Source organism: Jeongeupia sp. HS-3 (assembly GCF_015140455.1).
In the GTDB taxonomy this organism is placed as follows: domain Bacteria; phylum Pseudomonadota; class Gammaproteobacteria; order Burkholderiales; family Chitinibacteraceae; genus Jeongeupia.
The window spans coordinates 451,842-474,797 of record NZ_AP024094.1; the positions used below are offsets into that span (position 1 = coordinate 451,842).

Below are 22,956 nucleotides of genomic sequence, written 5' to 3' on the forward strand. Positions count from 1 at the left end.
GGCCAGGGCTGATCCCTTGGCCGCTTGCACGTCTTCCATTTCATTCCATCCATTGCCGCAGGTTTTTCAGCATGCCGATTTCTCCTCCGCCGCTCGACATTATCGCCACCAACGTGAGCACCGCTCTGGCCGAGGATATCGGCGCTTGCGACTGGACCGCGCAACTGATCGCCGCCGAAGCGCCCGGTCGCGCCACGGTGCTGGCGCGCGAGGATGCGGTCGTCTGCGGCATTCCCTGGTTCGATGAAGTGTTCCGCCAGCTTGATCCAAGCGTGAGGGTGAGCTGGCGCGTGGCCGAGGGCGATCGCGTCAGCGCCGATACCTTGCTGTGCGAGCTTGAAGGCCCGGCGCGCAGCCTGCTGACCGGCGAGCGTTCGGCGCTGAACTTCCTGCAGCTGCTGTCGGCCGTGGCGAGCGAGACGCGCCGCTACGCCGATGTGGTCGAAGGCACCACCGCCCGGGTGCTCGATACCCGCAAGACCTTGCCGGGGCTGCGCCGGGCGCAGAAGTACGCGGTACTGGTCGGTGGCGGCGCCAATCAGCGCATCGGCCTGTACGACGGCATCCTGATCAAGGAGAACCACATCATGGCCGCCGGCGGCATTGCCGAGGCCTTGGCTGCGGCGCAGGCGCTGGCGCCGGTCGGCGTGTCGATCCAGATCGAGGTCGAGAGCCTGCTCGAGCTCGACGCGGCACTCGCCGCCGGCGCGGCCAGCGTGCTGCTCGACAACTTCACCCTGCCGCACCTCGCCGATGCGGTCGCGCTCAACGACGGCCGGGCGCTGCTCGAGGCATCGGGCGGCGTCGATTTTGGCACGCTGCGCGCTATCGCCGAAACCGGCGTCGACCGGATCTCGGTCGGCAAGCTGACCAAGGACGTGCGGGCGATCGACTTGTCGATGCGCTTCGTGCTCTGAACCGATGAACCGCTACGCGCTGTGCCTGATCGCGGCGATGCTGATGGTTGGCAGCAATGTCGGCATCGGCAAGGGCATTGTCGCGATCATGCCGGTGCTGCTGTTCGCGCTGCTGCGTTTTGTCGTCGGCGTGACGGTGCTGGCGCCGTTCTACCGGCCGGCACAGATACGCCGGGTCAGTCGGGCCGAGTGGCGCAATCTGTTCCTGCAGGCGCTGTTCGGCACCTTTCTGTTCACGCTGCTGATGCTGTACGGCGTGCAGCGCACCAGCGCGCTCGCCGCCGGGGTGATCACCAGTACGATACCGGCGGTGGTGATTCTGCTGGCGTGGCTGCTGCTGCGCGAGCGACCCAGCCGGCGCGCCTTGCTGGCGGTGGCGCTGGCGATGGGCGGGGTGTTGATCGTCAACGTCGCCCGCAGCAGCGGTGACGATGGTGGTTCGCTGTTCGGCAACCTGCTGGTGCTCGGGGCGGTCTGCTGCGAATCACTGTACGTGATCCTGTCGCGCCGGCTGACGCAGACGCTGCCGGCGATCGAGATCTGCGCCTACACCCATGCGATCGGCTTGCTGCTGATGCTGCCGCTGGGCTTGGGCGCGGCGTGGTCGTTTGATTTTGCCGTGATCGACGCCAAGACCTGGGCGCTGACCGTCTGGTATGGGCTGGCGGCGAGCGTGTTTTCGTTCTGGCTGTGGATGAAGGGCATCCGCCATGTGCCGGGGTCACTGGCCGGGGTGTTTACCGCAGTGCTGCCGATTGCCGCTGCGGCTTACGGTATCGTTTTTCTCGGCGAACGCCCGACGCTGGCGCACGGCATTGCGCTGGCTTGCGTGCTGGCCGGCATCGTCATCGCCAGCATGCAGGCGCCGGCCAAGCCGCTGTTGCCCGAGCGCTGAGCGCGGCGCTCAGGCCGTGGCTTGCGACGTCGCGGCCTGGGCGAACTCCGCGGCTGGCACCGGCCGGCCGAGCAGATAGCCCTGTAGCGAATCGCAGCCGAGCCGGGTCAGGAATTCCTGCTGCGCCTGCGTCTCGACGCCCTCGGCAACGATATTGAGCTTGAGCGTCTGGCCGAGCGCGACGATGGCCGAGACGATGGCGGCGTCGTCGCTGTCGTGCGTCAGTTCGTTGACGAAGCCGCGATCGATCTTCAGTTCGTTCGCCGGCAGCCGCTTCAGATACAGCAGGCTCGAATAGCCGGTGCCGAAATCGTCGATCGAGATATTCACGCCCATATCGGCGAGCTGCCGCAGGATCACCAGGCTGGCCTCGGCATCGCGCATCGCGGTGGTCTCGGTGATTTCCAGCGTCAAGTGCCGCGGCGCCAGGCCGTGGCGCTTCAAGGTGTCACTCACCGTTTGCGGCAAACTGGCGTGCGCGAACTGTTGTGCCGACAGATTGACGGCAACCGACCAGTCGCGGTGGCCTTGATCGTGCCATGCGCGCATTTGCCGGCAAGCCTCGTCGAGCACCCATTCGCCGATCTGCAGCACCAGCCCGCTGCGCTCGGCCAGTTCGAGGAAGGTGTCGGGGCCGATCAGCCCGCGACTCGGGTGCATCCAGCGCAAGAGGGCTTCGGCACCGATGATGGGGCCGTGCGGCGCGCAGAACTTGGGCTGGTAATGCAGCAGCAGTTCGTTCCGGCCCAAGGCCAGCCGCAGGTCCTGCAAGAGCTGCAATTGTTCCTGGGCGTTGGCGTTCATCGACGCCTTGAAGAAGCAATAGCCGTTTCGCCCCGCATCCTTGGCGTGATACATCGCCGCGTCGGCATTGGCCATCAGTTCGCGCGACTCGGCGCCGTCGTCGGGGTAGATCGCGATGCCGATGCTGACCGACACGCCCAAGGCGTGCCGCTGGATGCTGAACGGCTCGTCGATGGCCTTGACCAGCTTGTCGGCAATCGCCGCCGCGTCCTGCGGTTTGGCGAGTTCGAGGATCAGAACGAACTCGTCGCCACCGAGCCGGGCGATCGTGTCCTGCGCCCGGACGCTCTGCTTGATCCGCGCGGCGACGTCGATCAGCAAGTCGTCGCCGACGTGATGCCCGAACGCGTCGTTGACGGCCTTGAAGCCGTCCAGGTCCATGAACATCAGCGCGAAGCGGCTATGATCGCGCTCCGCCTTGTGGACGGCCTGCTCCAGCCGGTCTTCGAGCAGCAAACGGTTCGGCAGCTTGGTCAGGTTGTCGTGCAGCGCCAGATGCATCAGCTCGTGGTTGGCCTCGGCCAGCGATGTGGCAAGCACAGCGGTGCGCGCCGCCATGCGGCTATCGAGTACCGACACGATCAGCGCGATCGCCAGTACCGCCAGCGTGACCACGATCACCAGCAGCGCCAGCCAGTTGGTGGCGATGCCGCTATTGGCCGCGCCGCAGAAGCTGCCGAGCGGAAACTGCGACGCCGCCATGCCGGTGTAGTGCATGCCGACGATGGCGATACCCATGACCACCGCCGCGCCGCTGCGGATCAGCTTGACGCGCGGCGAGCCGAAGCGCAGCCGGAACGCCATCCACAGCGCCGCGCCCGATGCGCCGACGGCGATGAGGATCGACAGCGCGAACAGCGAGGGGATGTAGTGGATGCCCGGCAGCATGCGCATCGCCGCCATGCCGCTGTAATGCATGGAGGCGATGCCGGCGCCCATCAATAAGGCGCCGAGTATCAGCCGGGCCCACGGCAGCGTGTTCTGGCACACCAGCCACAGCGCGAAGGCCGACGCAGCGACCGCGATCAGCAGCGAGAGGAAGGTGATGACCGGATCGTAGCCAAGCGGAATCGGCAGGCTGAAGGCGAGCATGCCGATGAAATGCATCGACCAGATGCCCAGACCCATGGCGAATGCACCGCCGGCCAGCCAGCAGCGTTTGGCTTTGCCTTGAGACGTGGCGACCCGCCCGGCCATGTCCAGCGCGGTATACGACGCCAGGATGGCGACCAATAAGGAAAAAAGAACAAGAACGTGGTTGTAACTGTTGCTTAGCACCGACATTCCCTTGTATGCGACGGACAGTTTTTGTAAGGCATATTCTTACTGCATAAAACGTAATTATTCACAGATCAGGCGAAGGAGACGATATTTATCCGGCATGGTTCCCCGGGGACGCCAATTTGGCGGGCCGACGGGGAGAGTGCAAGCAACCCCGGCCAGCCGCTTGAGTCACGCGCTCAAGCGGAACCAGCCAAGTTGGCTGTCAAGGGCATTGGCGGTTGCGGTGAGCTCGCGCATTTCGTCGCGCATCGCTTCGCTCTTGGCGCTGCTGTCGCGCGCGCCGTCGCCGATGTGCTCAAGCCGTTCGCGGATCGCGCTGCTGGCGCGGCCCTGTTCGTCGACGGTTTCGCTGATGGCCGCCATCATCGCGCCGACGCGCTCGGCCGCGGCGCCGATGCGCGCGAGCGAGCCGCTCACCGTGGCGCCGTCGTCGTGGCACTCGCTGACCCGTTCGGCAGCGGCCTGCATCGCCGTGAGCGTGTCGCGCGTGCGCGTGCGGGTGGCGTCAAGGATCTCGCGGATACGCTGGGTCGAATCGGTGGTCGACAGCGACAGTTTTCTGACTTCGTCGGCAACGACGGCGAAACCGCGTCCGGCCTCGCCAGCACGGGCGGCCTCGATCGCGGCGTTCAGCGCCAGCAGATTGGTCTGGCCGGCGATCGAATCGATGCTTGCCGCGACGGTGACGATCTGGCCGATTGCATCGGCGAGCGACTGCATCGATTGTTCGGCGTGGCCGAAATCGTGTTCGAGCAGGTCGAGCCGGGTCAGCGAGGCTTCGCCGGCCGAGCGCGCGGCCTGAATGGCTTCGAGCGTCTGCAGCGCGGCGCTGGCCGCCTGTTCGGCGCGCTCGCCGACGTGCTGCACCGCCGCCTCAAGGCTGGCGCTGCTGCCGGCGATGTCTTGCAGATGCCCGGTCTGGCGTGTGGCATCGCCGTGCACGTCGCCGGCGAGGCGGGCGACGTCGCTGGCGTCGTCCCGCGTGGTTTGCGCTGCGGCCTGCGCCTGTTTCAAGGTCAAGGCCAGCCGTTCGACGAAGCGGTTCAGCTGGCGGCCCAGCTGGCCGATTTCGTCGTCCGCCTCGTGCAGCCGGTCATTGAGGTCGCCGGTCGCCAGCCGCGCCACTGCAGCGCCCATGGTCGACAGCCGGCGGTCCAGCTTGCGGGCGAACGAGCGCTGGCTGGCGACGATCAGCAAGGCGGTCAGCCCCAGCGGCACCAAGGTCAGTAGCAGCAGGCGCGCGGCGCGGCGGTCGATCGCTGCGGTCACCGTCGCCGCTTCGTTGCGGTTGCGTAGCGAGGCGGCGTCGAGTTCGGCCAGCGTCGGTTCCAGTTCGGTGTGATAGATCGCCTCGGGAATGCCCAGCGCGTCCTGCGGGCTGGTCGCCGAAATGGCCACGGCGCTGCGGTACTGCTGCAGATAATTGCGCCAGCGCCCCGCCAGCAGCGCATCGAGCCTGGCGGCGCCGGCGTTGTCGAGCAAAGGTCGCAGCTTTTGCGCTGCGCCGGCGACGGTTCGCTCGGTGCCCGCGATGCGCGTTTCGGCGTCACCGGCCAGCGGATCTAGCCTCGAGAGCATCAGCATTTCGCCCTTCATCGTGGCGATCGCGCCCAGCGCGCCCTGGTTGTCGCGAAACTGCCCGTATTCCTGGTGCAGCCGGTGGTTCTGCCAGCTGATCCAGCCGGCCAGCACGGCCAGCGCGCAGACGGTGACGATGCTGACGAGTTTGAGCTGGGCGGCAATACGCATGGCTTTCCCTTATTTGTAAGCCTGCGAGCCTATTTGTTAATTATGAAATACTGATTAAAGCCGTCCCTGCCTTGCACTATGCCGCGCGACCCTGCTATTGCGGGCGACTTGCCTGTGCTGAGCATCGCGGCAGCTGCAGGCATCGTCAGTCTGGAGAAATCTGCAGCGCTATGGCGCCGTGTTGCGCCGCCCCAGCCACGCCAGCACCGCGGGCAGCCACGTTGGCTCAAGGTGTGCAGGCTGCACGCTGGACGCCGCCGTGCAGCGCAATTGCGCGCCGGCATCGGTCTGCAGCGTCACGACGTCGGCCTGCGTGAACACATGGTGTTCGCCGGCGCGGAGCGGCCGTTGGCGTGGCAGCATGGTTTCGGCCAGCCACAGCGGGGCCTCGATCACGGCGAGCCGGCCGCGCACGACGTGGATTACCGTGCCGCGTGCGACGACGAACTGCTGGGTTTGGGCTGGCGCGAGGCTGATATCGCGCTGGGTGGGCTGCTTCATCTCGTTGACTCCATTTGATCGACGACTCAGCGTACCGGCGAGGGGGGGGCGCTTCGAGGCATACCCATGGCATGACGGATACGGAACAGAACTCGAAATAGCCGTGTGTTGCGATACAGAAGGCGCAAATCTGTATCTGTTCCCGCCCATGGCGCGGGCTAAGATCATGGGCATGGATGCCCTCCCGCTTTACCGCCAACTGGCGGCACACTATCAACACGTGATCGACACCGGCACGCTGTCGCCCGGTAGCCGCATGCCGTCACTGCGCGCCTTGATGGACAGGCACGACGTCAGCCTGTCGACCGCGCTGCAGAGCTGTCGGCATCTGGAACGCTACGGTTATCTGGAGGCGCGGCCGAGGTCGGGTTACTTCGTGCGCCAGCCGCACAAGCCGGCGTGCGAGCCGGTCGCCGAGCCGATTGCCCGGCTGGCCGAGCCGGCGCAATACGTCGGCATCCATGAGCGGGTGTCGGCGGTGATCGCACAAGGGCGCTTGCATCCGGTGAAATTCAACCTCGCGGTCGCGGTGGCCGCGCCCGAGCTCTACCCGGTCGAGGCGCTGAAGCAGGCGGCGATTCGCGCGCTGCGCCACGATCCGACCGTGTTGACGTCGGCGGCGGTGCCCAACGGCAGCGCGGCGTTTCGCGCCGTGCTAGCGCAGCGGGCGTTGTCGGCGCGTATCGCCGTGAGCCGCGACGAAATCATCGTCACCCACGGTTGCATCGAGGCGCTCAACCTCGCACTACGGGCGGTGGCGCAGCCGGGCGACGTGATCGCGGTCGAGTCGCCGTCGTATTACGGGCTGTTGCAGATACTGGAAAGTCTGGGGATGAAGGCGCTGGAAATCCCCGCCAGCGCGCAAACGGGCATCTCGATCGAGGCGCTTGAACTCGCCGCGCAGACCTACCGCAATATCAAGGCGGTGGTCGTAGTGCCGAACTTCCAGAACCCGCTCGGCGCGGTGATGCCCGATGCCAGCAAGGCCAGACTGGTGGAATGGTGCGAAGCGCAGGCGATACCGCTGATCGAGGACGATACCTACAGCCTGCTGAGCAACGACGACACACCGCTCTCGGCCTGCAAGGCCTGGGACAAGACCGGCAACGTGCTCTACTGCGCCTCCTTGCACAAAACGCTGGCGCCGGGGATGCGGCTGGGCTGGCTGATCGCCGGCAAGTGGCAGGCGCGGGTCGAAATGCTCAAGCATGCGCAGAGCCGCGCCAACGAAGTGCTGCCACAGCTGGCCGCGGCCGATTTCATGGGGTCCAGCGCTTACGATCGTCACCTGCGGCGGCTGCGCCTGGCGCTACGCGATCAGCGCGAACAGATGGCCGAAGCGGTCGCGACCTACTTCCCGGCGGGCACCCGGCTGACGGTGCCGCAGGGCGGGCTGTGCCTGTGGATCGAGATGCCGGGCCGGGCGTCGTCCGGGCGCTTGTTCGAACAGGCGATGCTTGCGGGTATCGGCATTGCCCCGGGGGTGATGTTCTCGAATTCCGACCGCTTCGACGCCTTTTTTCGCATCTCCTGCGGCCAGCGGTACACGCGCGAACTCAATACCGCGATGCGCACGCTGGGCCGGCTGGCCGCCGAGCCCTGAACATTGACTCTGCAGAAATTGAGTCCGTATGAAACCGGTTTAGCCAAGCCATAGGTTTGTGTTTGCAGAATGACGCCCCATTCCGTGGGGGCTCGGTCTGCATCGCCGACGTGGCCACGCCGTTTCCGTGCCATATGAAAGATACGATCCGTGTCGCCGATTCCCCGATCTCAGGCCGTTCGAGAGAACAAAGGCTTACAGCGTTCGATCTGTAAGCCCCTGAGCCCGCTTGGGCTATTGGTGGCGACATACCGCCGCCGGTGTCATTGCGGTCTGAGCAGCATCAGCCCCTGATTTGTCTGCACGACGATCGCACCATCGTCTGATACTGCCAGTGCGCCGGAGAGCTTGATCCCGGCCGGCGCGCCGGTGAGTCGGCTGTTCAGATCGACCATGCCGCTAACGCTCGACCAGGCGAACGCCCGCCATTCGCCGCTGGCGGTCTGGGCCGTGCCGACGACGACGCCGGCATAATTGATCGCCGCAGCGGTCGATGTCTTGCCGCCGAGCGTACCAAGGTCGAGCATCCCACCACCCGTCTGTCTCCACAAGAACGCATGCCATGTGCCACTGGCCGTCTGCGCCCGCCCGATCACTTCGCCGGAGTTGTTAATGCCGACCGCAGTGGAGTCTTTGCCGCCGAGCGTGCCTAGGTCGGCCATGCCATCCGACGACGGCCACGCAAACGCATGGAGCTGCCCGCTGGCGGTTTGCGCCGAGCCGATGACCCGGCCGTCGCTATTTACCGCGGCGGCGGCCGAGGTCTTGCCGCCGAGTGTGCCCAGGTCGACCATCCCTTCGCTGCTCATCCACGAAAATGCCCGCTGCTGACCATCGCGATTCTGTGCGGCACCGACGATCCGGCCGGCATCGTTGATTGCTGCCGCCGACGAGCCGCTTCCGCCTAGCGTGCCAAGATCCGTCAGCCCGCCGTTGATCCAAAGGAAGGCATGTTGGCCGTCGCGGCGAACTTGCGACGTGCCGACAATCTGGCCACTGCCGTTGATTGCGTTGGCCACCGAATTGTTTCCGCCTAGCGTGCCAAGGTCGATCATGCCGTCGCCTGCGGTCCACAAGAAAGCGTGCATCTGGCCGCGGCCATTTTGTGCCGTGCCGACGACCTTGCCCGACGGGTTGATCGCATTGGCCATCGAAGACCTGCCGCCTAGCGTGCCGAGATCCTGAATGGCGCTGCCGAGCCAGGCGAATGCGCGCAGCTCGCCGGGTCTTCTGCCGTTGCCGGCCAGTGTTGCGGTGCCGGCGGCCTGGCCGCTGGCGTTGATGCCTTGCGGCGTGATCGTGCCGGCATTGCCACCGAGGCTCAACGCTGTGGCGCCGTACAGGCTCGCGACCGTTCCGGTCGAGGTAAAACTCAGGTCGTCGATCGCGAAGGACGTGCCGCCATTGTGGATTTGAATCTTGGCGATCGCGTTGCCGGAAGTGGTGACGGACAAAAATGCATTGGTTGCGTCAGAAGACAATGTCGATTGGGCAACTTGGTTGTTGGCGCTATCAAACGCGAAGATTCCGACGTTGGCCACTCCTGACAGGTAGGCAGAGACCGAGGTGACATTTCCGCTGATGCCTGCGTTGAATTGGAAATGTGCAAGTCCCTCCGAATACGCCACGTTGGTGCCTGAAACCGGGGGGAAAGTAGCGTGACCGACGGTATTGTAGGCAGTCACACCACTGATTGTAACGCCACGTGACTGATACTGATTGGTCAGCGAGGTGCCATCCGGAACGTCTTCAAAATCCAGCGTCGTCGTTGCGGTCGACGCCGTCGCCGCGACGCCTATCGCGATCGCGCCCATGAGCGCGTACAGCCGAAACCGCAAACCGATACCCCATTGCTGCGCCAAGCACCCGAGCCAAACCCACGTTAATCGTATCATCTTGCTCTCCTTTGCCTGATTCGATTTCGAGCCCAGTCCGGACGACCGGGATGTGGTTGGCTGCGTTGCGGCTCGCCGGACACTGTATCCAAGTAAGCACCGCGTCGATGGTTAGACTAGGCACTTCTGACGGCTGGTGTCGGAAGCTGCAGCGGAGCATTCCAAAGGAAAAGGGCGAACCATGATGGTTCGCCCTTCGTATCGGTGTGATTGTCTTATGACGGATTTGTGCTGACCATTTTTCAGCTCGAGAGGCACGCGTTATTCGGTCAGCACCGTCTTGGCCAGATAGCGCGGCGTGTCGATGCTGTTGCCGCGATGCACGGCGATCCGGTACGCCAGCAGCTGGAACGCTACGGCATACAGCACCGGGTCGAGCTCGCCCAGCGACGCCGGCATGCGGATGACATTCATCCGCTCGTCCGAGGCCAGCGCGGCGTCGGTGAATACGTAGATGCGCCCCTGGCGGGCGCGCACTTCCTGCAGGTTGGCGAGCATCTTCTCGGCCAGACGATTCCACGGCACGCAGGCGACCACCGGCAGGTGGCGGTCGATCACCGCCAGCGGGCCGTGCTTGAGCTCGCCGCCGGCGTGGCCTTCGGCGTTCAGGTAAGCGACCTCGCGGATCTTCTGCGCACCTTCCATCACCACCGGATAATTGCCGTGCCGGCCGATACAGAACAGCGTCTGCCCCTGGGCGATCGCCCGGGCCCAGTCGTCGATCTGCGGCTTGAGCGCCAGCACCTCCTGGGCACGTTGCGGCAGCAGCGCCAGACGGGCGCATGCGGTGCTAGCGCCTTGCGGGTCGAGGCGATGCTGTTGCCGTGCCAGACCGAGCGCCAGCTGATACAGCGCCAGCAACTGGGCGGTGAAGGTTTTGGTCGAGGTGACGGCGATTTCCGGCCCGGCATTGGTCGCCAGATGCCAGCGCGCCTGACGCATCAGCGTGCTGTCGATCACGTTCGAGATCGACAGCGTGTGCGTTTCGCCTAGCTGGGCGGCGTAACGCAGGCTGGCGACGGTGTCGGCGGTCTCGCCCGATTGCGAAATGGCGACGACCAGCGTATCCGGCAAGAGCGCGACCTCGCGGTAGCGGAATTCGCTGGCCAGTTCGACCAGCACCGGGACGCCGACGGTGGCTTCGAGCCAGTAGCGTGCCGAGAGCGCGGCGTGATGGCTGCTGCCGCTGGCGATCAGCGTAATGGCGCGAATTCCGCCAAGCGCATCGACCGCATCACCACCGAGCAGCCGGGCGAGATCGGGCAGCGCGCCGCTGTGCGACAGCGCATCGGCGAGCATGGCGGGCTGTTCGTCGATCTCCCTTTCCATGTGGTGGCCGAAGCGGTCCAGCGTTTCGTCGCTGTTCAGCGCCAGCGTTGCGGCACGGCGAACCGGCTGGCCCGCGGCATCGAAGACGTCGATCCGGCCGGGCGAGAGGCTGGCGACATCGCCATCGTGCAAACGCAGTTGTTCGCGCCGATCGGCCGGTAGCAGCTGGACGTTGTCGGTGCAGGCAACGCCGCCGAGCGAGAGCGACACGAACAGCGGAATGCGGCTGCCGGTAAACACCAAGGCGCTATTGTCGTCGCTGCTGGCAGCGCCAAAGGCATGAATGCCGACGAGTTCCTGCCGCGCCGCCAGCACCGCACGGGGCAGATCCTTGAGCGTGCGTTCGTGCCAATGGATAAGGCTGGCGATCAGCGCCGCCGGCTGCGTGCTGTCGGCCTCGTAGCCCAGGCTGCTGAGCTTGGCGGCGAGCGGCACTGCGTTTTCCAGTTGCCCGCGCATCACCACACCGATACGGCCACGGCTGACGGCCGCGGCATGACCGCCGTCGTACGACCAATCGAGCCGGGCGAGCAAGGCGTAGCCGCTGTGCTGACTCAAGGCGTCGGCCAGGGCGATCTGGGTGCCGTGCGCCTGCCACACGCTACCGCCACCGAGCGCAGACAAATGGCGGTAGCCAAGTTCGGGGTGCTGGGCCAGCAGCGGCGAGAGCGGCGAAACGGCATTGTTTTGGCTGATAAAACCGAAAATCGTGCTCATAAAAGGGCCGTGGCGATGGGGTGGGTGGGACTGTCTCAAGCCTAGTGCAAAACCGATGGCAAAGCTTAATCGCGGCTGAATATCCAGATAAAGTAGTCATTGCCCCTATAGATACAAAAACCGATACAAAAACCGGCGATCACGCGATCGACCGTTGCGGGCAGATCGCCGGTTGCGGCGAAGGACGATGAGACAAGGAGGAAGACGATGGAGCACATCAATCAGACCATGCGGGTCGACGATGAGTGGCGGCGCTGGGTCGCCGAGAACCTGATTCTCGGCAGCGAGCCGCAATCGCTGTGCGAGGTGATGGTTGCCGCCGGCATTGATGCCGCCGAGGCACGGAAGGAAATGGCGCTGGCGCAGGCCAGCCCGTACATCGCCGGTGCCACGCGGCTGAAAAACCGGCTGGCCAAGCGTGACTGGGTGTTCGATATCCAGCGCAAGCTCAACCGCCAGTTCGATCTGAAGATCGAACGCCGCCACCAGCTGGGCGGCGAGGCGTTTTATCGCGAGTACTACAGCACCGGTCGGCCGGTGATCATCACCGGCATGCTCGAGCATTGGCCGGCGATGCGGAAATGGAATCTCGACTATTTCGCCGCCGAGCACGGCGATCGCGAAGTCGAGGTGCAGTTCGGTCGTTCGCGCGATGCGCAGTACGAAATCAATTCGCCGCAATTGCGCCAGACGATGCGCTTTGGCGATTACGTCGCGCTGGTGAAAAACGCCGGCCAGACCAACGATTTCTATATGACGGCGAACAACACCTCGAAGAACCGTCAGGCCTTGGCCGGGCTGTGGCGCGACCTGTTGCCGTTGCCCGAGTACCAAAATGCGAATTCGCCCGACGACGGCTTCTTCTGGCTCGGCCCGGCCGGCACGATCACGCCGTTTCACCATGATCTGACCAATAACTTCATGGCGCAGGTGATGGGGCGCAAGCGCGTGCTGCTGATCCCGCCGGCCGAGGTCGCTCGTGTCTATAACCATAGGCACTGCTTCAGCGAAGTCGACGGCCGCGCGATCGACTTCAACCGCTTCCCGCTGATGCGCGATGTGCAGGTGCTCGAATGCATTCTCAACCCCGGTGAAATCCTCTTTCTGCCGGTCGGTTGCTGGCATTTCGTCGAAGGGCTGGATGTGTCTTGTACGGTTTCGTCGATCAATTTCCGCTGGGATAATGACTTCACCGGTTTTTACCCCGGCCAGCTCGATTACTAGCGCTGGATTTTGCCAATACACGGAGCCTGAATGAGCCACATCCTGACCCCCGAATTCCTTGCCCAGCCTTTTCCGGCGTTGTCGCGCGAGCTCGTCGAGGCCGCGCCTGGCGAGTTCCTGATCGATGAAATCCATCCCGGTGCGCCGCTGGTGATCAGCTTCGCCTTCGTCGACTGGGCCGGCAATCCCGGCTTTTACGGCTGGGGACGCACGCGCAAGCTCGCCGACATCAGCGGCCAGCCGATCAACCGCATCCTGCTGCGCGATCGGCGCAGCCAGTGGTACCAGCAGGGGGTGGCGGGGCTGGGCGACAATGTGGATGAAACCATTCGCAGCCTGCAGGTGCTGATCGATTTGATCCGCCCGTCGCGGATCACCACGCTGGGTGAATCGATGGGGGCTTATGGGGCCATTCATTACGGCGTCATGCTCGGCGCCGCGCGCATTGCCGCTTTCGGCCCGCTGTCGCACCTGCAGGTTGACGAGGCGCTGCTGTACAACGATCGCCGCTGGCTGCCGGTGATGCAGGCGCTGGCGGCCAATCCGCCCGAGGGCATGTGTGATGACCTCGCCGGCTTGCTGCGCGAACGTCATTATCGCGGCGAGCTGCATCTTGGTTTCGGCACCGATGCCGGCGGCGCCAACGCCGAGGCGGTGTGTCTGGATGCGGTGCATGCGCTCCGGCTGGCGGCGCATCCATCGGTGCAGTTGCACCCGTACCCGCAGGCGCAGCACACGGTGACCTTGTACCTGAAGGAAAACCGCCTGCTCGACGGATTCCTCGAGTGTGCCTTATTGGGCTGAAACCCAGTCTGCGATTGACGCTGGCGGGGGCTTAGGGGTATTTTGGGCGGATTTATTTCCGCCCGCGCCCCTATGCCCAAAGCTGCCAAAGCGACGGCCGCCACCCCGGTCGATTTCGAGACCGGATTGCGCGAGCTCGAAACACTGATCGCCGAGCTTGAAGCCGGCAACCTTTCTCTCGACGCCGCCCTGAACGCCTACCAGCGTGGTCAGACCTTGCTCGGCTTTTGCCAGGGCAAGCTCACCGCTGCGGAGCAGCAACTCAAGGTGCTCGAAGCCGGCCAGCTCAAACCGTTTCAAGGTGACCCAGAATGAGCCGTCTGATGGATTCCAGTACACCGTTTTCCGACTGGATGCAGGCGGTGCAAGCGCGGGTTGAAACCGTGCTCGATACCTTGTTGCCGGCAGCAGGCCAGCACCCGGCGCGTTTGCACCAGGCAATGCGCTATGCGGTGCTCGACGGTGGCAAACGCGTCCGTCCCTTGCTGACGTTTGCCGCCGGTGAGCTCGTCGGCGCCGATCCGGCCCGGCTGGATCACGCCGCCGCCGCGGTCGAACTGATCCACGCGTATTCGCTGGTTCATGACGACATGCCGCCGATGGACAACGACACCTTGCGCCGCGGCAAGCCGACCGTGCATGTGAAATACGATGAAGCCACCGCCTTGCTGGCCGGCGATGCGCTGCAAACCGCCGCCTTCGACGTGCTCACCGCCAGGCCGCTGAGCGACGATGCCGCCGTGCAACTGCAGATGATCCGCACGCTGGCGCTGGCCTCGGGCAGCCACGGCATGTGTGGCGGGCAGGGCATCGATCTGTACAGCGTCGGCGAGTCCTTGAGCCTGCCGCAACTTGAACTGATGCACATCCTCAAAACCGGTGCGCTGATCCGCGCGTCGGTGTTGCTGGGCGCCGCCTGTGGCGCGGTCTTGTCGGACGACGAAAAAGCCCGGCTCGATCATTTCGCCAAGTGCGTCGGGCTGGCGTTTCAGGTCGTCGACGACATCCTCGACGAGGAAGCCGATACCGCGACGCTGGGCAAGACCGCCGGCAAGGATGCCGCCAACCACAAGCCGACCTACGTCGCGCTCCTGGGGCTCAAGGGCGCCAAGGAGAAGGCTGCCGAACTGCTCGCCGACGCGCACAGCGCGCTTGCTCCCTTTGGTGACCGCGCCGCGCGGCTCGCCCAACTGGCCGACTTTATCGTCGACCGCCGATTCTGATATCCATGCTGCTAGACACCATTTCCTGCCCAGCCGATCTGCGCCAGTTTGAGCGCAAGCAACTTGCGCCGCTGGCGACCGAGTTGCGTGCGTTTTTGCTCGACTCGGTCAGCCATACCGGCGGCCATTTTGCCTCCAACCTTGGCGCGGTCGAGCTGACGATCGCGCTGCACTACGTGTTCAACACCCCGGAAGACCGGCTGGTATGGGACGTCGGTCATCAGAGTTATCCGCACAAAATCCTCACCGGCCGGCGTGAACGCATGGATACGATGCGCAAGCATGGTGGCCTGGCGGGTTTTCCCAAGCGCGACGAGAGCGAATACGACACCTTCGGCGTCGGGCATTCGAGCACCTCGATCGGCGCGGCGCTCGGCTTTGCCGAAGCGGCGCTGATCAAGGGCGAGAACCGCCACGCGATTGCGGTGATCGGCGATGGCGCGATGACCGCCGGGCAGGCGATCGAGGCCCTGTTCAACGCTGGCCATCGCCGCGATACCAATCTGCTGGTGATTCTCAACGATAACGAGATGTCGATCTCGCCCAATGTTGGCGCGTTCACCAATTACCTTTCCAAACTGATGTCCGGGCGTTTCTACAACGGTTTCCGCAATGCGTCCGAGAAAGTGCTCGGCGCGGTGCCGCCGCTGAAAGAACTGGCCAAAAAGGGCGAGGAACACGTCAAGGCGCTGCTGACGCCGGCGTCGTTTTTCGAGGAGCTGGGCTTCAACTACATCGGTCCGGTCGATGGTCATAACCTTGATGCGCTGGTGACGACGCTCAGCAACATCAAGGAGCTGAAAGGTCCGCAATTCCTGCATGTGGTGACCAAAAAGGGGCACGGCTACAAACTCGCCGTGGATGATCCGGTCAAGTATCACGCGGTAACACCGTTTCAGCCCTGCGACGGCATGGCCGGCAAGAGTGGCGGCAAAGTATCGTTTACGCAGGTATTTGGCGACTGGCTGTGTGATATGGCCGCCTCTGACGCCAAGCTCGTCGGCATCACCCCGGCGATGCGCGAAGGCTCGGGGCTGGTGCGTTTCGAGCAGGAGTATCCGGCACGCTATTTCGACGTCGGCATTGCCGAGCAGCACGCGGTGACCTTTGCCGCCGGTCTCGCCTGTGAAGGGCTCAAGCCGGTGGTGGCGATTTACTCGACCTTTTTGCAGCGCGCCTACGATCAGCTGATCCACGACGTTGCCTTGCAGAATCTCGACGTGACCTTCGCGATCGATCGCGCCGGCCTCGTCGGCGCCGACGGCCCGACCCATGCCGGCTCGTTCGATCTTTCCTTCCTGCGCTGCATCCCGAACATGGCCATCCTGGCGCCGGCCGACGAAAACGAATGCCGGCAGATGCTGTACTCGGCGTATCAACACGCCGGCCCGGCGGCGGTGCGTTACCCGCGCGGCAACGGCATGGGCGTGCCGGTGCAGGCCGAGATGAACGGTGTTGCATGGGGCAAGGGCGTGGTAGCGCGAACCGGCAGCAAGGTGGCGATTCTGGCATTCGGCACCTTGTTTGAAGCCGCGCTCAAGGCCGGCGAGGCACTCGATGCCACGGTCGCCAATATGCGCTTTGTCAAACCGCTCGATGACGCGTTGGTTGTCGAGCTGGCCGCCAGCCACGATCTGATCGTCACGGTCGAGGAAAACGCCATCATGGGCGGTGCCGGTAGCGCGGTAATCGAAAGCATGATGCGCCAAGGCGTGATCAAGCCGGTGTTGCAGCTTGGCCTGCCCGACGATTATGTCGAGCATGGCGAGCAAAAGCAGATGTTGGCCGATTGCGGGCTCGACGCGGTGGGGATAGCGGCGGCGATTCGACAACGGATCGGCTGATTCTTCCGCGATTATCGTCAAAGCGCCGGCTGCAATGCCGGCGTTTTTTTTCGCCTCGGCGGGCCTCTCGTCGGAATTGGGATACGACGTTAGCGGGACGCGCTATGCAATAAGATCAGCGTTCTGTTCTGCGTGGCCAGTGCTTGCGGTTCGGATCGGTGCGTATTCAATTTCCTCCGGACGCTCAGCCATGACCATGCATGCCCGTTTGCCGTCGCCGATTGCCCCTTCGATCAAATGGCGAAATATTCTCTTTGATATGCTGTTTTACGATGTCGATAAATTGACCCTGGAAGAGCAGTGCGATGTCTTGAAATTGGCGGATCACGAAGGCGGGGTTGTGGTCGTTTCGCCCGGTAAGGGTAATCGACGAGTTCGGGCTTATGCCAACGTCGACGATTGCCTCAAGGCTGACAAGAAAGCCATTCAAGCCATTGTGGTTGCTGGCGTTGGCAGTTCCGCGATCGGTACCGCCGCGCTGGCGTGCAATGTGGCCGATGCCTATGACATCGACGTTGCCGGCATCGTGTCGGGCTACGGCGTGAAGGATGTGGTCTCCGAGTCGCTGGGCGGCTGGTTTTTCTACGGTGCGAGCGATGCGCTGGGCCAGGGATTCCGGGCGTTGCTCGACTACTGGGGCAAGCTGCCGAAGCTGGATGCCTCGCTTGAGTCGGGGAGGCAGATGACGGCGTCCGCCAGCCCGGCAGTACCGCTGCCCGAGGATGTCAGCGCGCTGATTCGTATTCTGCAAGCCGCGCCACCAGGCTTGCGTTTATTGGTAGGGCACAGCAAAGGTTGCTTGTTGCTGGATTTTGCATTGGAGCGCTTTGCGCAGACACACCAGAAGCATGCCTATTTCAAGAATTTGCGTGTTGCGACATTCGGTACCGTCGTCAATTTGCCGGAAAAGTTCGAGCGTTCCTATCAATTCATTGGCGATCTGGACTGGTTTGGTGGTGTCAATTCCCGCCTTGGCATGGGCCATACCAAGATCAATCAAGGCTGGCATCACCTTAACAGCAAATACTTATTTCATATGGACGTTGAAAGCGTCCTGAAGCGATACGTTCCCATTCGCTGAATGGCGTGGATGTTGATGGCGGCATTGCGCCTACGCGGCCAGGCGCTACCGGCGTTTTGCGTATCGCCAGCACGAGCGCTTCGACGTGCCGCGAACCATTTCGAAAACATTTCGGTGCGCGTGCTGCTATCTATACTCCAAGCACCTGACGCTCGGAGACGGCCATGCCCCATGATCCGGTTGAAGCCATCCGTACGGTCGCACTGGTCGGCCACGGCAGTAGTGGTAAGACGATGTTGGCCGAGGCCCTGCTGCGGCGAAGCGGTGCGATTGCCGAAATGGGCTCGCTCGAGCGCGGCGATACCGTCTGCGATTTCGACCCGCTCGAACGCGACTACGGCCATTCGCTGGCATCGGCGCTGGTCCATTTCTCCCTCGGTGGCATCGAGGTCAAGCTGATCGACACCCCCGGGTATCATGATTTTGTCGGCCAGGCGCTGGCCGCGCTGGCTGCGGTCGATACCGCGCTGGTTGTCGTCAATGCGCAGAACGGCATCGAGCTCTCCACCAGGCGGATGATGGCCGCGGCGGCCGAGCGCGGGCTGTGCCGGATTCTGGTCGTCAACAAAATCGATGCCGAGCGCGTTGATCTGCCCGGACTGGTCGCCAGCCTGCGCGAGGCCTTCGGCAAGGAGGTGCTGCCGATCAACCTGCCGGCCGATCAGGCGAGCCGGGTGCTGGACTGTTTCTTCTCTGCCGAAGGCGATGCCGATTTTTCGTCGGTGGCCGAGGCGCATCAGGCTTTGGTCGATCAGGTGGTCGAGGTCGATGAAGACCTGATGACGCGCTATCTGGAGCAGGGCGAGGTGAGCCCCGAGGCGCTGCATGCGCCGCTGGAGGCGGCGCTGCGACAAGGTCATCTGATTCCCTTGTGTTTCGTCTCGGCGCGCAGCGGCGCCGGCGTGGCCGAGCTGCTCGACGTGCTGGCGCGGCTGGCGCCGAATCCGCGCGAAGGTAATCCGCCGCTGTTCATCAAAGGCGAAGCAGGCGCATTCGCCGCCGAGCCCGATCCGGCCAAACACGTGCTGGCGCATGTGTTCAAGGTGGTGATGGATCCGTTCGTGGGCAAGCTCGGCGTGTTCCGGGTGCACCAGGGCACGGTGAGGCGCGATGTGCAGCTCTTCGTCGGCGACGGCAAGAAGCCGTTCAAGGTCGGTCATCTGCTGCGCCTGCAGGGCAAGCGCTACGACGAGGTCGAGCACTTGCTGCCCGGCGAATTCGGCGCGGTGGCCAAGATCGACGAGATCGAGTTCGACGCGGTGCTGCACGATTCGCACGATGAAGACCACATCCGCTTGCAGCCCTGCACGTTTCCCGAGCCGATGCAGGGGCTGGCGATCACGCCGAAACGCCATGGCGACGAGCAGCGCATCGGCGATGTGCTGCATAGGCTGCAAATGGAAGACCCGTGCGTCAAGGTCGACCACGATCCGGTCACGCACGAGACGGTCTTGCGCGGTATGGGCGAGCTGCACCTGCGCTACCTGCTCGACCGCATGGCCGGAACCTATCGACTCGAAGTACAGACCAGCACGCCGCGGGTGCCATACCGCGAAACCATCACCCGGCCGGCCGAGGGCCACCACCGGCACAAGAAGCAGACCGGCGGTGCCGGTCAGTTTGGCGAGGTTTTCCTGCGCATCGAGCCGCAGCCGCGCGGCGCCGGCTTTGCCTTTGTCGATGCGATCAAGGGCGGCGTGATTCCGGGGCAGTTCATCCAGTCGGTCGAGAAGGGCGTGCGTGCGGCGCTGGCGGCCGGGCCGCTATCCGGCAGCCCGGTCGAAGACCTGAAGGTGACGGTGTACGACGGCAAAAGCCATTCGGTCGACTCCAAGGATGTGGCGTTTCAGGCGGCCGGGCGCAAGGCGATGCTCGAGGCGCTGCAGGCCGCCGCGCCGGTGGTACTCGAGCCGGTGGTGGCGATCGAAATCACCGCACCCGAAACGCGCCTTGGTGATCTGACCGCCGATCTGTCGGGGCGGCGCGGCCAGGTCAGCGGCACCGAGACCCTGTCGCAGCAACTGGTGCTGATCCGTGGCCAGGTGCCGTTGTCGGAACTCGATGGCTACGCGGGGCGGTTGAAGGCGATCACCGCCGGGCAGGGCGCTTATGCGCTGACGCTGAGCCATTACGATGCGGTGCCGCCGGAGGTGCAGCAGCGCCTTGCCGCCGGCTACAAGGCGGTGCACGATGATGATTGAGGCGCATCGGGAAAGGTGCGCCTGTGGTTCACGCCGATCCGGATCCGTGACCGCTGTTCCCTGTCACGAAGCCGCGTGGAGTCCGCAGCGCGGGCGGCATCGCAGAGCCCGCCAGCGTCCGTTCGACCTTGCTCGATGGATGGCCATAGTGCTGGCGGTAGGCATTCGGCGTCAGCCCGGTCAGTTGCCGGAACATGCGCCGCATCACCGCGTCGCTGCTGAAACCCAGATCGTCGCTGATGCTGCTGGCCGGCTTTTGCGATGCCGCCAGCCGTTCGGCGAGCTGGTGCAGTTTGACCGCGCGGATGAAGTTCGCCGCCGTATCGCCGGTTGCCGCGGCGACCTTGCGCGCCAGCGTGCGCTCGGACATCGCCAGCCGCTCGGCCAGCGCAGCGACCGACAGCGCGTGCGCGGGCAGCCGGCGAACCCAGTGGCGCAGCTTTTGCAGTAGCGCATCGCGCTGCGACAGCAGGTCGACGCGGGTAAACACCGGGTGGCGCCGCTCGGGCTGCGGCAGCACCATCAGCCGCGCCAGCGTCGCGTAGGCATCGGCGCCCAGGCTGTGCGCGACGACGTGTTCGGCAATCGCCAGATAGCCGTGCACGCCGGAGGCGGTGATGCGGGTGTCGTCGCTGACCAGCGGCGACTCCAGCTGCCAGTTCACCTTCGGATAGTGCTGTTCGAACCACGGCAGCATCCACCAGGTGCCGGTGGCCGGTTTGCCGTTGAGGCGTCCGGCTGCCGCGACGAAGGCGATGCCGTCGCAGTAGCTCCACAGTTGCAGCGAAGCGGGGCGCGCGACCAGTGCGTCTATCAGCCCGCGGTGCTGCGCCAGCGTGGCGTCGATCTGTTCGAGCGAGGTCGCCCAGAAGCCGGGCAGCAGCAGCGCGTCGATTTCGGCATCGGCGAGGCGCAGCTCGGCGTCGAGCACGAGGCCGTGGGCGCAGCGGACCGGGCCGGCGTCCAGCCCGACTAGACAGGTCGTCAGTTTTCCGCCCAGCAGGCTGGCCGCGTGCATCAGATCGGCGAAGGCCAGCAAGCCGGCCGGCATGCAGCCGGGGTAGACGAGCAGACCGATCCGCAGCGGAGAATGGGGCATGGCCGAATTTGCTCGCTTCATGTCTGATCCGGCCATGGTAGCGACTCCGGCACGCGCGCGACAATCCCTCATCATCAACCGGGGGATAACCATGAATATCGTTCAATTGCGCAATGCCACGCTGGTGATCGAGGTCGGCCCTTATCGCGTGCTGGTCGACCCGATGCTGGCGCGACGGCACGCGCTGCCGTCATTGCGCTGGCTCGACGGCCAGCATCAGCGTAACCCCATCGTCGAGTTGCCGGTGGAGGCGGACGACTGCCTGGCGACGGCCACCCACTGCCTGATCACGCACTGCCGCAAGGGGCATTTCGATCACCTCGACCGTGCCGGCGTGTGCTGGTTGCGCGAGCGGCAACTGCCGGTGATCTGCAGCCCGGACGATGCGGACTACTTACAGAAGCGGGGTCTGAACGTGCAGCCTTTGCAGGCCGGCACCAAGGCGCAACCCTTCCTCGGCGGGCAGATCCGCATGGTGCCGTGCCGCCACGGCCGTGGCGCGGTTGGGCGGCTGATGATGCACGGCGTCGGTTATCTGATCGAGTGGCCTGGCGAGCCCAGCCTCTATCTCGCCGGCGATACAATCCTGACCGACGAGGTGCGGGCGCTGGTGAGCACGCAGCAACCCGACATCAGCGTGGTGCCGGCCGGCGGCGCGCGCTTTGATCTCGGCGGCGAGATCATCATGGGCATCGCCGAAGTCACCCAGTTCAGCCGGCTGGCGCGCGGCATCGTGATCGCCAACCATCTGGAGGCGCTGAATCATTGCCCGGTAAGACGGGACGAGCTGATTCACGCGATGCGCTGCGTCGGCGTCAGCGACCGCGTGCGCATTCCGGCCGACGGCGAACGCATCGTCGTGCCGGGATGACGCCCGCGGCGGATTTCGGCGTGGGCCGGGCTCAGAAGCGTTCGTGCTGCCCCAGATAGCGCCATTGCCCCTCGGGCAGGTCGCCGAGCGAGATGCGGCCAATGCGCAGCCGCTTGACGCTGATCACGCGCAGGCCGACGGCTTCGCACAGTTCCTGAATTTGCCGCTTGCGCGTTTCGCGCAGCACGAAGCGCAGATACTGCTCGCTCTGGCGGCTGACCTTGGCCGCTTTCCAGGTGACGCCGTCGATGGTGTAGGTGCAATTGAGCATCGAGATGATCTCGTCGGTGATGTCACCGGCAAAGCGCACCAGATATTCTTTTTCGTAATCGAGATCGTCGGCGATCAGCCTCTTTGACACCCGGCCGTCCTGCGTCAGTACCAACAGGCCCGAGGCATTCAGGTCGAGCCAGCCGGCCGGGGCGAGGTGGTTGAGATGGCGCTTGAGCAGATTGATGCCCGAACGGTCACCGGCGTAATGGGTATCGGCCTTGATCAGTTGCCACGCCGGGTGAATGCCCGGCTCGCCCGGGCCGGCGAGAAAGCCGACCGGTTTGTGCACGATCAGCGTGACGCGTTCGGACTGCACCGCGCTGGCCTGACGAACGAGCTCGATCGTCTGATCGGGGCGGATGCGGCTGCCGAGGACGTCGACAACATGGCCGTCGACCCGGACCCAGCCTTGCTCGATGAATTCGTCGGCCTCGCGGCGTGAACACAGTCCGAGTTCGGTCATGCGTTTGGAAAGGCGGATGGTGTCGGTCATGGTGAAGATCGCTTGAGAATCAATCGTTCATTGTACGCGCCTTACCGGTGGCGGCGCACAGGGCTGCTGCCGTTCGGATTGCCAGTCACGCGCCGCGCCGCGCCGTCGGTGCGGCGGCTGCGTGGCGAATCCGGCATTCCCCGCACGCA

The 22,956-nt window shown here is 64.4% G+C and carries 18 protein-coding genes; 11 read left to right on the forward strand and 7 right to left on the reverse strand.

The annotated features are described in order from the left end of the window. Window positions 1-71: 71 nt before the first annotated feature. Together nadC and JLC71_RS02175 are read left to right on the forward strand one after the other, a co-directional pair. Window positions 72-917: a carboxylating nicotinate-nucleotide diphosphorylase gene (gene nadC, locus JLC71_RS02170; protein ID WP_200917048.1), complete on the forward strand. Its 846-nt coding sequence runs from the start codon at window positions 72-74 to the stop codon at window positions 915-917. Window positions 918-921: 4 nt separating this feature from the next. Further along, the gene (locus JLC71_RS02175; RefSeq protein ID WP_200917049.1) at window positions 922-1,812 is read left to right on the forward strand and encodes a DMT family transporter; all 891 of its coding nucleotides are present in this window, start codon (window positions 922-924) and stop codon (window positions 1,810-1,812) included. A gap of 9 nt (window positions 1,813-1,821) precedes the next feature. Here the strand turns inward: JLC71_RS02175 and JLC71_RS02180 are convergent, their stop codons facing one another. The 3 genes from JLC71_RS02180 to JLC71_RS02190 all read right to left on the reverse strand — a co-directional run bounded on the left by JLC71_RS02180 (window position 1,822) and on the right by JLC71_RS02190 (window position 6,150). After that, window positions 1,822-3,894, reverse strand: a complete 2,073-nt coding sequence (locus JLC71_RS02180; RefSeq protein WP_200917050.1) for a putative bifunctional diguanylate cyclase/phosphodiesterase — start codon at window positions 3,892-3,894, stop codon at window positions 1,822-1,824. A 174-nt stretch (window positions 3,895-4,068) separates the two neighbouring features. Next, a complete protein-coding gene (locus JLC71_RS02185; protein WP_200917051.1) occupies window positions 4,069-5,649 on the reverse strand; it encodes a methyl-accepting chemotaxis protein in 1,581 nt (526 codons plus the stop codon). A gap of 168 nt (window positions 5,650-5,817) precedes the next feature. Further along, window positions 5,818-6,150, reverse strand: a complete 333-nt coding sequence (locus JLC71_RS02190) for a hypothetical protein (RefSeq protein ID WP_200917052.1) — start codon at window positions 6,148-6,150, stop codon at window positions 5,818-5,820. 172 nt (window positions 6,151-6,322) lie between these two features. Between JLC71_RS02190 and JLC71_RS02195 the strand changes: the two genes are divergently transcribed. Next, a complete protein-coding gene (locus JLC71_RS02195; RefSeq protein ID WP_200917053.1) occupies window positions 6,323-7,753 on the forward strand; it encodes an aminotransferase-like domain-containing protein in 1,431 nt (476 codons plus the stop codon). 263 nt (window positions 7,754-8,016) lie between these two features. Here JLC71_RS02195 and JLC71_RS02200 read toward each other — a convergent pair whose 3' ends face one another. Then, window positions 8,017-9,615, reverse strand: coding sequence for a hypothetical protein (locus JLC71_RS02200; RefSeq protein WP_200917054.1), 1,599 nt, complete (start codon window positions 9,613-9,615; stop codon window positions 8,017-8,019). Between the two features lie 294 nt (window positions 9,616-9,909). Then, on the reverse strand, window positions 9,910-11,694 hold the full coding sequence (glmS, locus tag JLC71_RS02205) for a glutamine--fructose-6-phosphate transaminase (isomerizing) (protein WP_200917055.1): 1,785 nt from the start codon (window positions 11,692-11,694) through the stop codon (window positions 9,910-9,912). A 207-nt stretch (window positions 11,695-11,901) separates the two neighbouring features. Between glmS and JLC71_RS02210 the strand changes: the two genes are divergently transcribed. The 7 genes from JLC71_RS02210 to fusA all read left to right on the forward strand — a co-directional run bounded on the left by JLC71_RS02210 (window position 11,902) and on the right by fusA (window position 20,071). Further along, a complete protein-coding gene (locus JLC71_RS02210; protein WP_200917056.1) occupies window positions 11,902-12,918 on the forward strand; it encodes a cupin-like domain-containing protein in 1,017 nt (338 codons plus the stop codon). Between the two features lie 30 nt (window positions 12,919-12,948). Next, window positions 12,949-13,722, forward strand: coding sequence for a hypothetical protein (locus JLC71_RS02215; RefSeq protein ID WP_200917057.1), 774 nt, complete (start codon window positions 12,949-12,951; stop codon window positions 13,720-13,722). 72 nt (window positions 13,723-13,794) lie between these two features. Beyond that, window positions 13,795-14,037 carry an exodeoxyribonuclease VII small subunit gene (gene xseB / locus JLC71_RS02220; RefSeq protein ID WP_200917058.1) on the forward strand — a complete coding sequence of 81 codons (243 nt, stop codon included), beginning with the start codon at window positions 13,795-13,797 and terminating at the stop codon, window positions 14,035-14,037. A gap of 8 nt (window positions 14,038-14,045) precedes the next feature. Continuing rightward, entirely contained in the window at window positions 14,046-14,945 is a 900-nt protein-coding gene (locus JLC71_RS02225; RefSeq protein ID WP_200918232.1) for a polyprenyl synthetase family protein, read from the forward strand. Window positions 14,946-14,950: 5 nt separating this feature from the next. After that, window positions 14,951-16,789: a 1-deoxy-D-xylulose-5-phosphate synthase gene (gene dxs, locus JLC71_RS02230; protein ID WP_236250950.1), complete on the forward strand. Its 1,839-nt coding sequence runs from the start codon at window positions 14,951-14,953 to the stop codon at window positions 16,787-16,789. 190 nt (window positions 16,790-16,979) lie between these two features. After that, complete coding sequence (locus JLC71_RS02235) at window positions 16,980-17,870, forward strand: hypothetical protein (protein ID WP_200917059.1); 891 nt, start codon at window positions 16,980-16,982, stop codon at window positions 17,868-17,870. A 164-nt stretch (window positions 17,871-18,034) separates the two neighbouring features. After that, complete coding sequence (gene fusA / locus JLC71_RS02240; RefSeq protein ID WP_200917060.1) at window positions 18,035-20,071, forward strand: elongation factor G; 2,037 nt, start codon at window positions 18,035-18,037, stop codon at window positions 20,069-20,071. 28 nt (window positions 20,072-20,099) lie between these two features. Here the strand turns inward: fusA and JLC71_RS02245 are convergent, their stop codons facing one another. Beyond that, the gene (locus JLC71_RS02245; RefSeq protein WP_200917061.1) at window positions 20,100-21,170 is read right to left on the reverse strand and encodes a GlxA family transcriptional regulator; all 1,071 of its coding nucleotides are present in this window, start codon (window positions 21,168-21,170) and stop codon (window positions 20,100-20,102) included. Window positions 21,171-21,261: 91 nt separating this feature from the next. On the opposite strand from JLC71_RS02245, the gene JLC71_RS02250 reads away from it, so the two are divergent. Continuing rightward, complete coding sequence (locus JLC71_RS02250) at window positions 21,262-22,041, forward strand: MBL fold metallo-hydrolase (protein WP_200917062.1); 780 nt, start codon at window positions 21,262-21,264, stop codon at window positions 22,039-22,041. Window positions 22,042-22,072: 31 nt separating this feature from the next. Here JLC71_RS02250 and JLC71_RS02255 read toward each other — a convergent pair whose 3' ends face one another. Further along, window positions 22,073-22,807: a pseudouridine synthase gene (locus JLC71_RS02255; protein ID WP_200917063.1), complete on the reverse strand. Its 735-nt coding sequence runs from the start codon at window positions 22,805-22,807 to the stop codon at window positions 22,073-22,075. Between the last annotated feature and the right edge of the window lie 149 nt (window positions 22,808-22,956).

Bases quoted from the DNA above. Each gene is read 5' to 3' on its own strand.
- nadC (WP_200917048.1), top strand. From the start codon at position 72: ATGCCGATTTCTCCTCCGCCGCTCGACATTATCGCCACCAACGTGAGC.
- JLC71_RS02175 (WP_200917049.1), top strand. From the start codon at position 922: ATGAACCGCTACGCGCTGTGCCTGATCGCGGCGATGCTGATGGTTGGC.
- JLC71_RS02185 (WP_200917051.1), bottom strand. From the start codon at position 5,649: ATGCGTATTGCCGCCCAGCTCAAACTCGTCAGCATCGTCACCGTCTGC.
- JLC71_RS02190 (WP_200917052.1), bottom strand. From the start codon at position 6,150: ATGAAGCAGCCCACCCAGCGCGATATCAGCCTCGCGCCAGCCCAAACC.
- JLC71_RS02195 (WP_200917053.1), top strand. From the start codon at position 6,323: ATGGATGCCCTCCCGCTTTACCGCCAACTGGCGGCACACTATCAACAC.
- glmS (WP_200917055.1), bottom strand. From the start codon at position 11,694: ATGAGCACGATTTTCGGTTTTATCAGCCAAAACAATGCCGTTTCGCCG.
- JLC71_RS02210 (WP_200917056.1), top strand. From the start codon at position 11,902: ATGGAGCACATCAATCAGACCATGCGGGTCGACGATGAGTGGCGGCGC.
- JLC71_RS02215 (WP_200917057.1), top strand. From the start codon at position 12,949: ATGAGCCACATCCTGACCCCCGAATTCCTTGCCCAGCCTTTTCCGGCG.
- xseB (WP_200917058.1), top strand. From the start codon at position 13,795: ATGCCCAAAGCTGCCAAAGCGACGGCCGCCACCCCGGTCGATTTCGAG.
- JLC71_RS02225 (WP_200918232.1), top strand. From the start codon at position 14,046: ATGGATTCCAGTACACCGTTTTCCGACTGGATGCAGGCGGTGCAAGCG.
- dxs (WP_236250950.1), top strand. From the start codon at position 14,951: ATGCTGCTAGACACCATTTCCTGCCCAGCCGATCTGCGCCAGTTTGAG.
- JLC71_RS02235 (WP_200917059.1), top strand. From the start codon at position 16,980: ATGACCATGCATGCCCGTTTGCCGTCGCCGATTGCCCCTTCGATCAAA.
- fusA (WP_200917060.1), top strand. From the start codon at position 18,035: ATGCCCCATGATCCGGTTGAAGCCATCCGTACGGTCGCACTGGTCGGC.
- JLC71_RS02245 (WP_200917061.1), bottom strand. From the start codon at position 21,170: ATGCCCCATTCTCCGCTGCGGATCGGTCTGCTCGTCTACCCCGGCTGC.
- JLC71_RS02250 (WP_200917062.1), top strand. From the start codon at position 21,262: ATGAATATCGTTCAATTGCGCAATGCCACGCTGGTGATCGAGGTCGGC.
- JLC71_RS02255 (WP_200917063.1), bottom strand. From the start codon at position 22,807: ATGACCGACACCATCCGCCTTTCCAAACGCATGACCGAACTCGGACTG.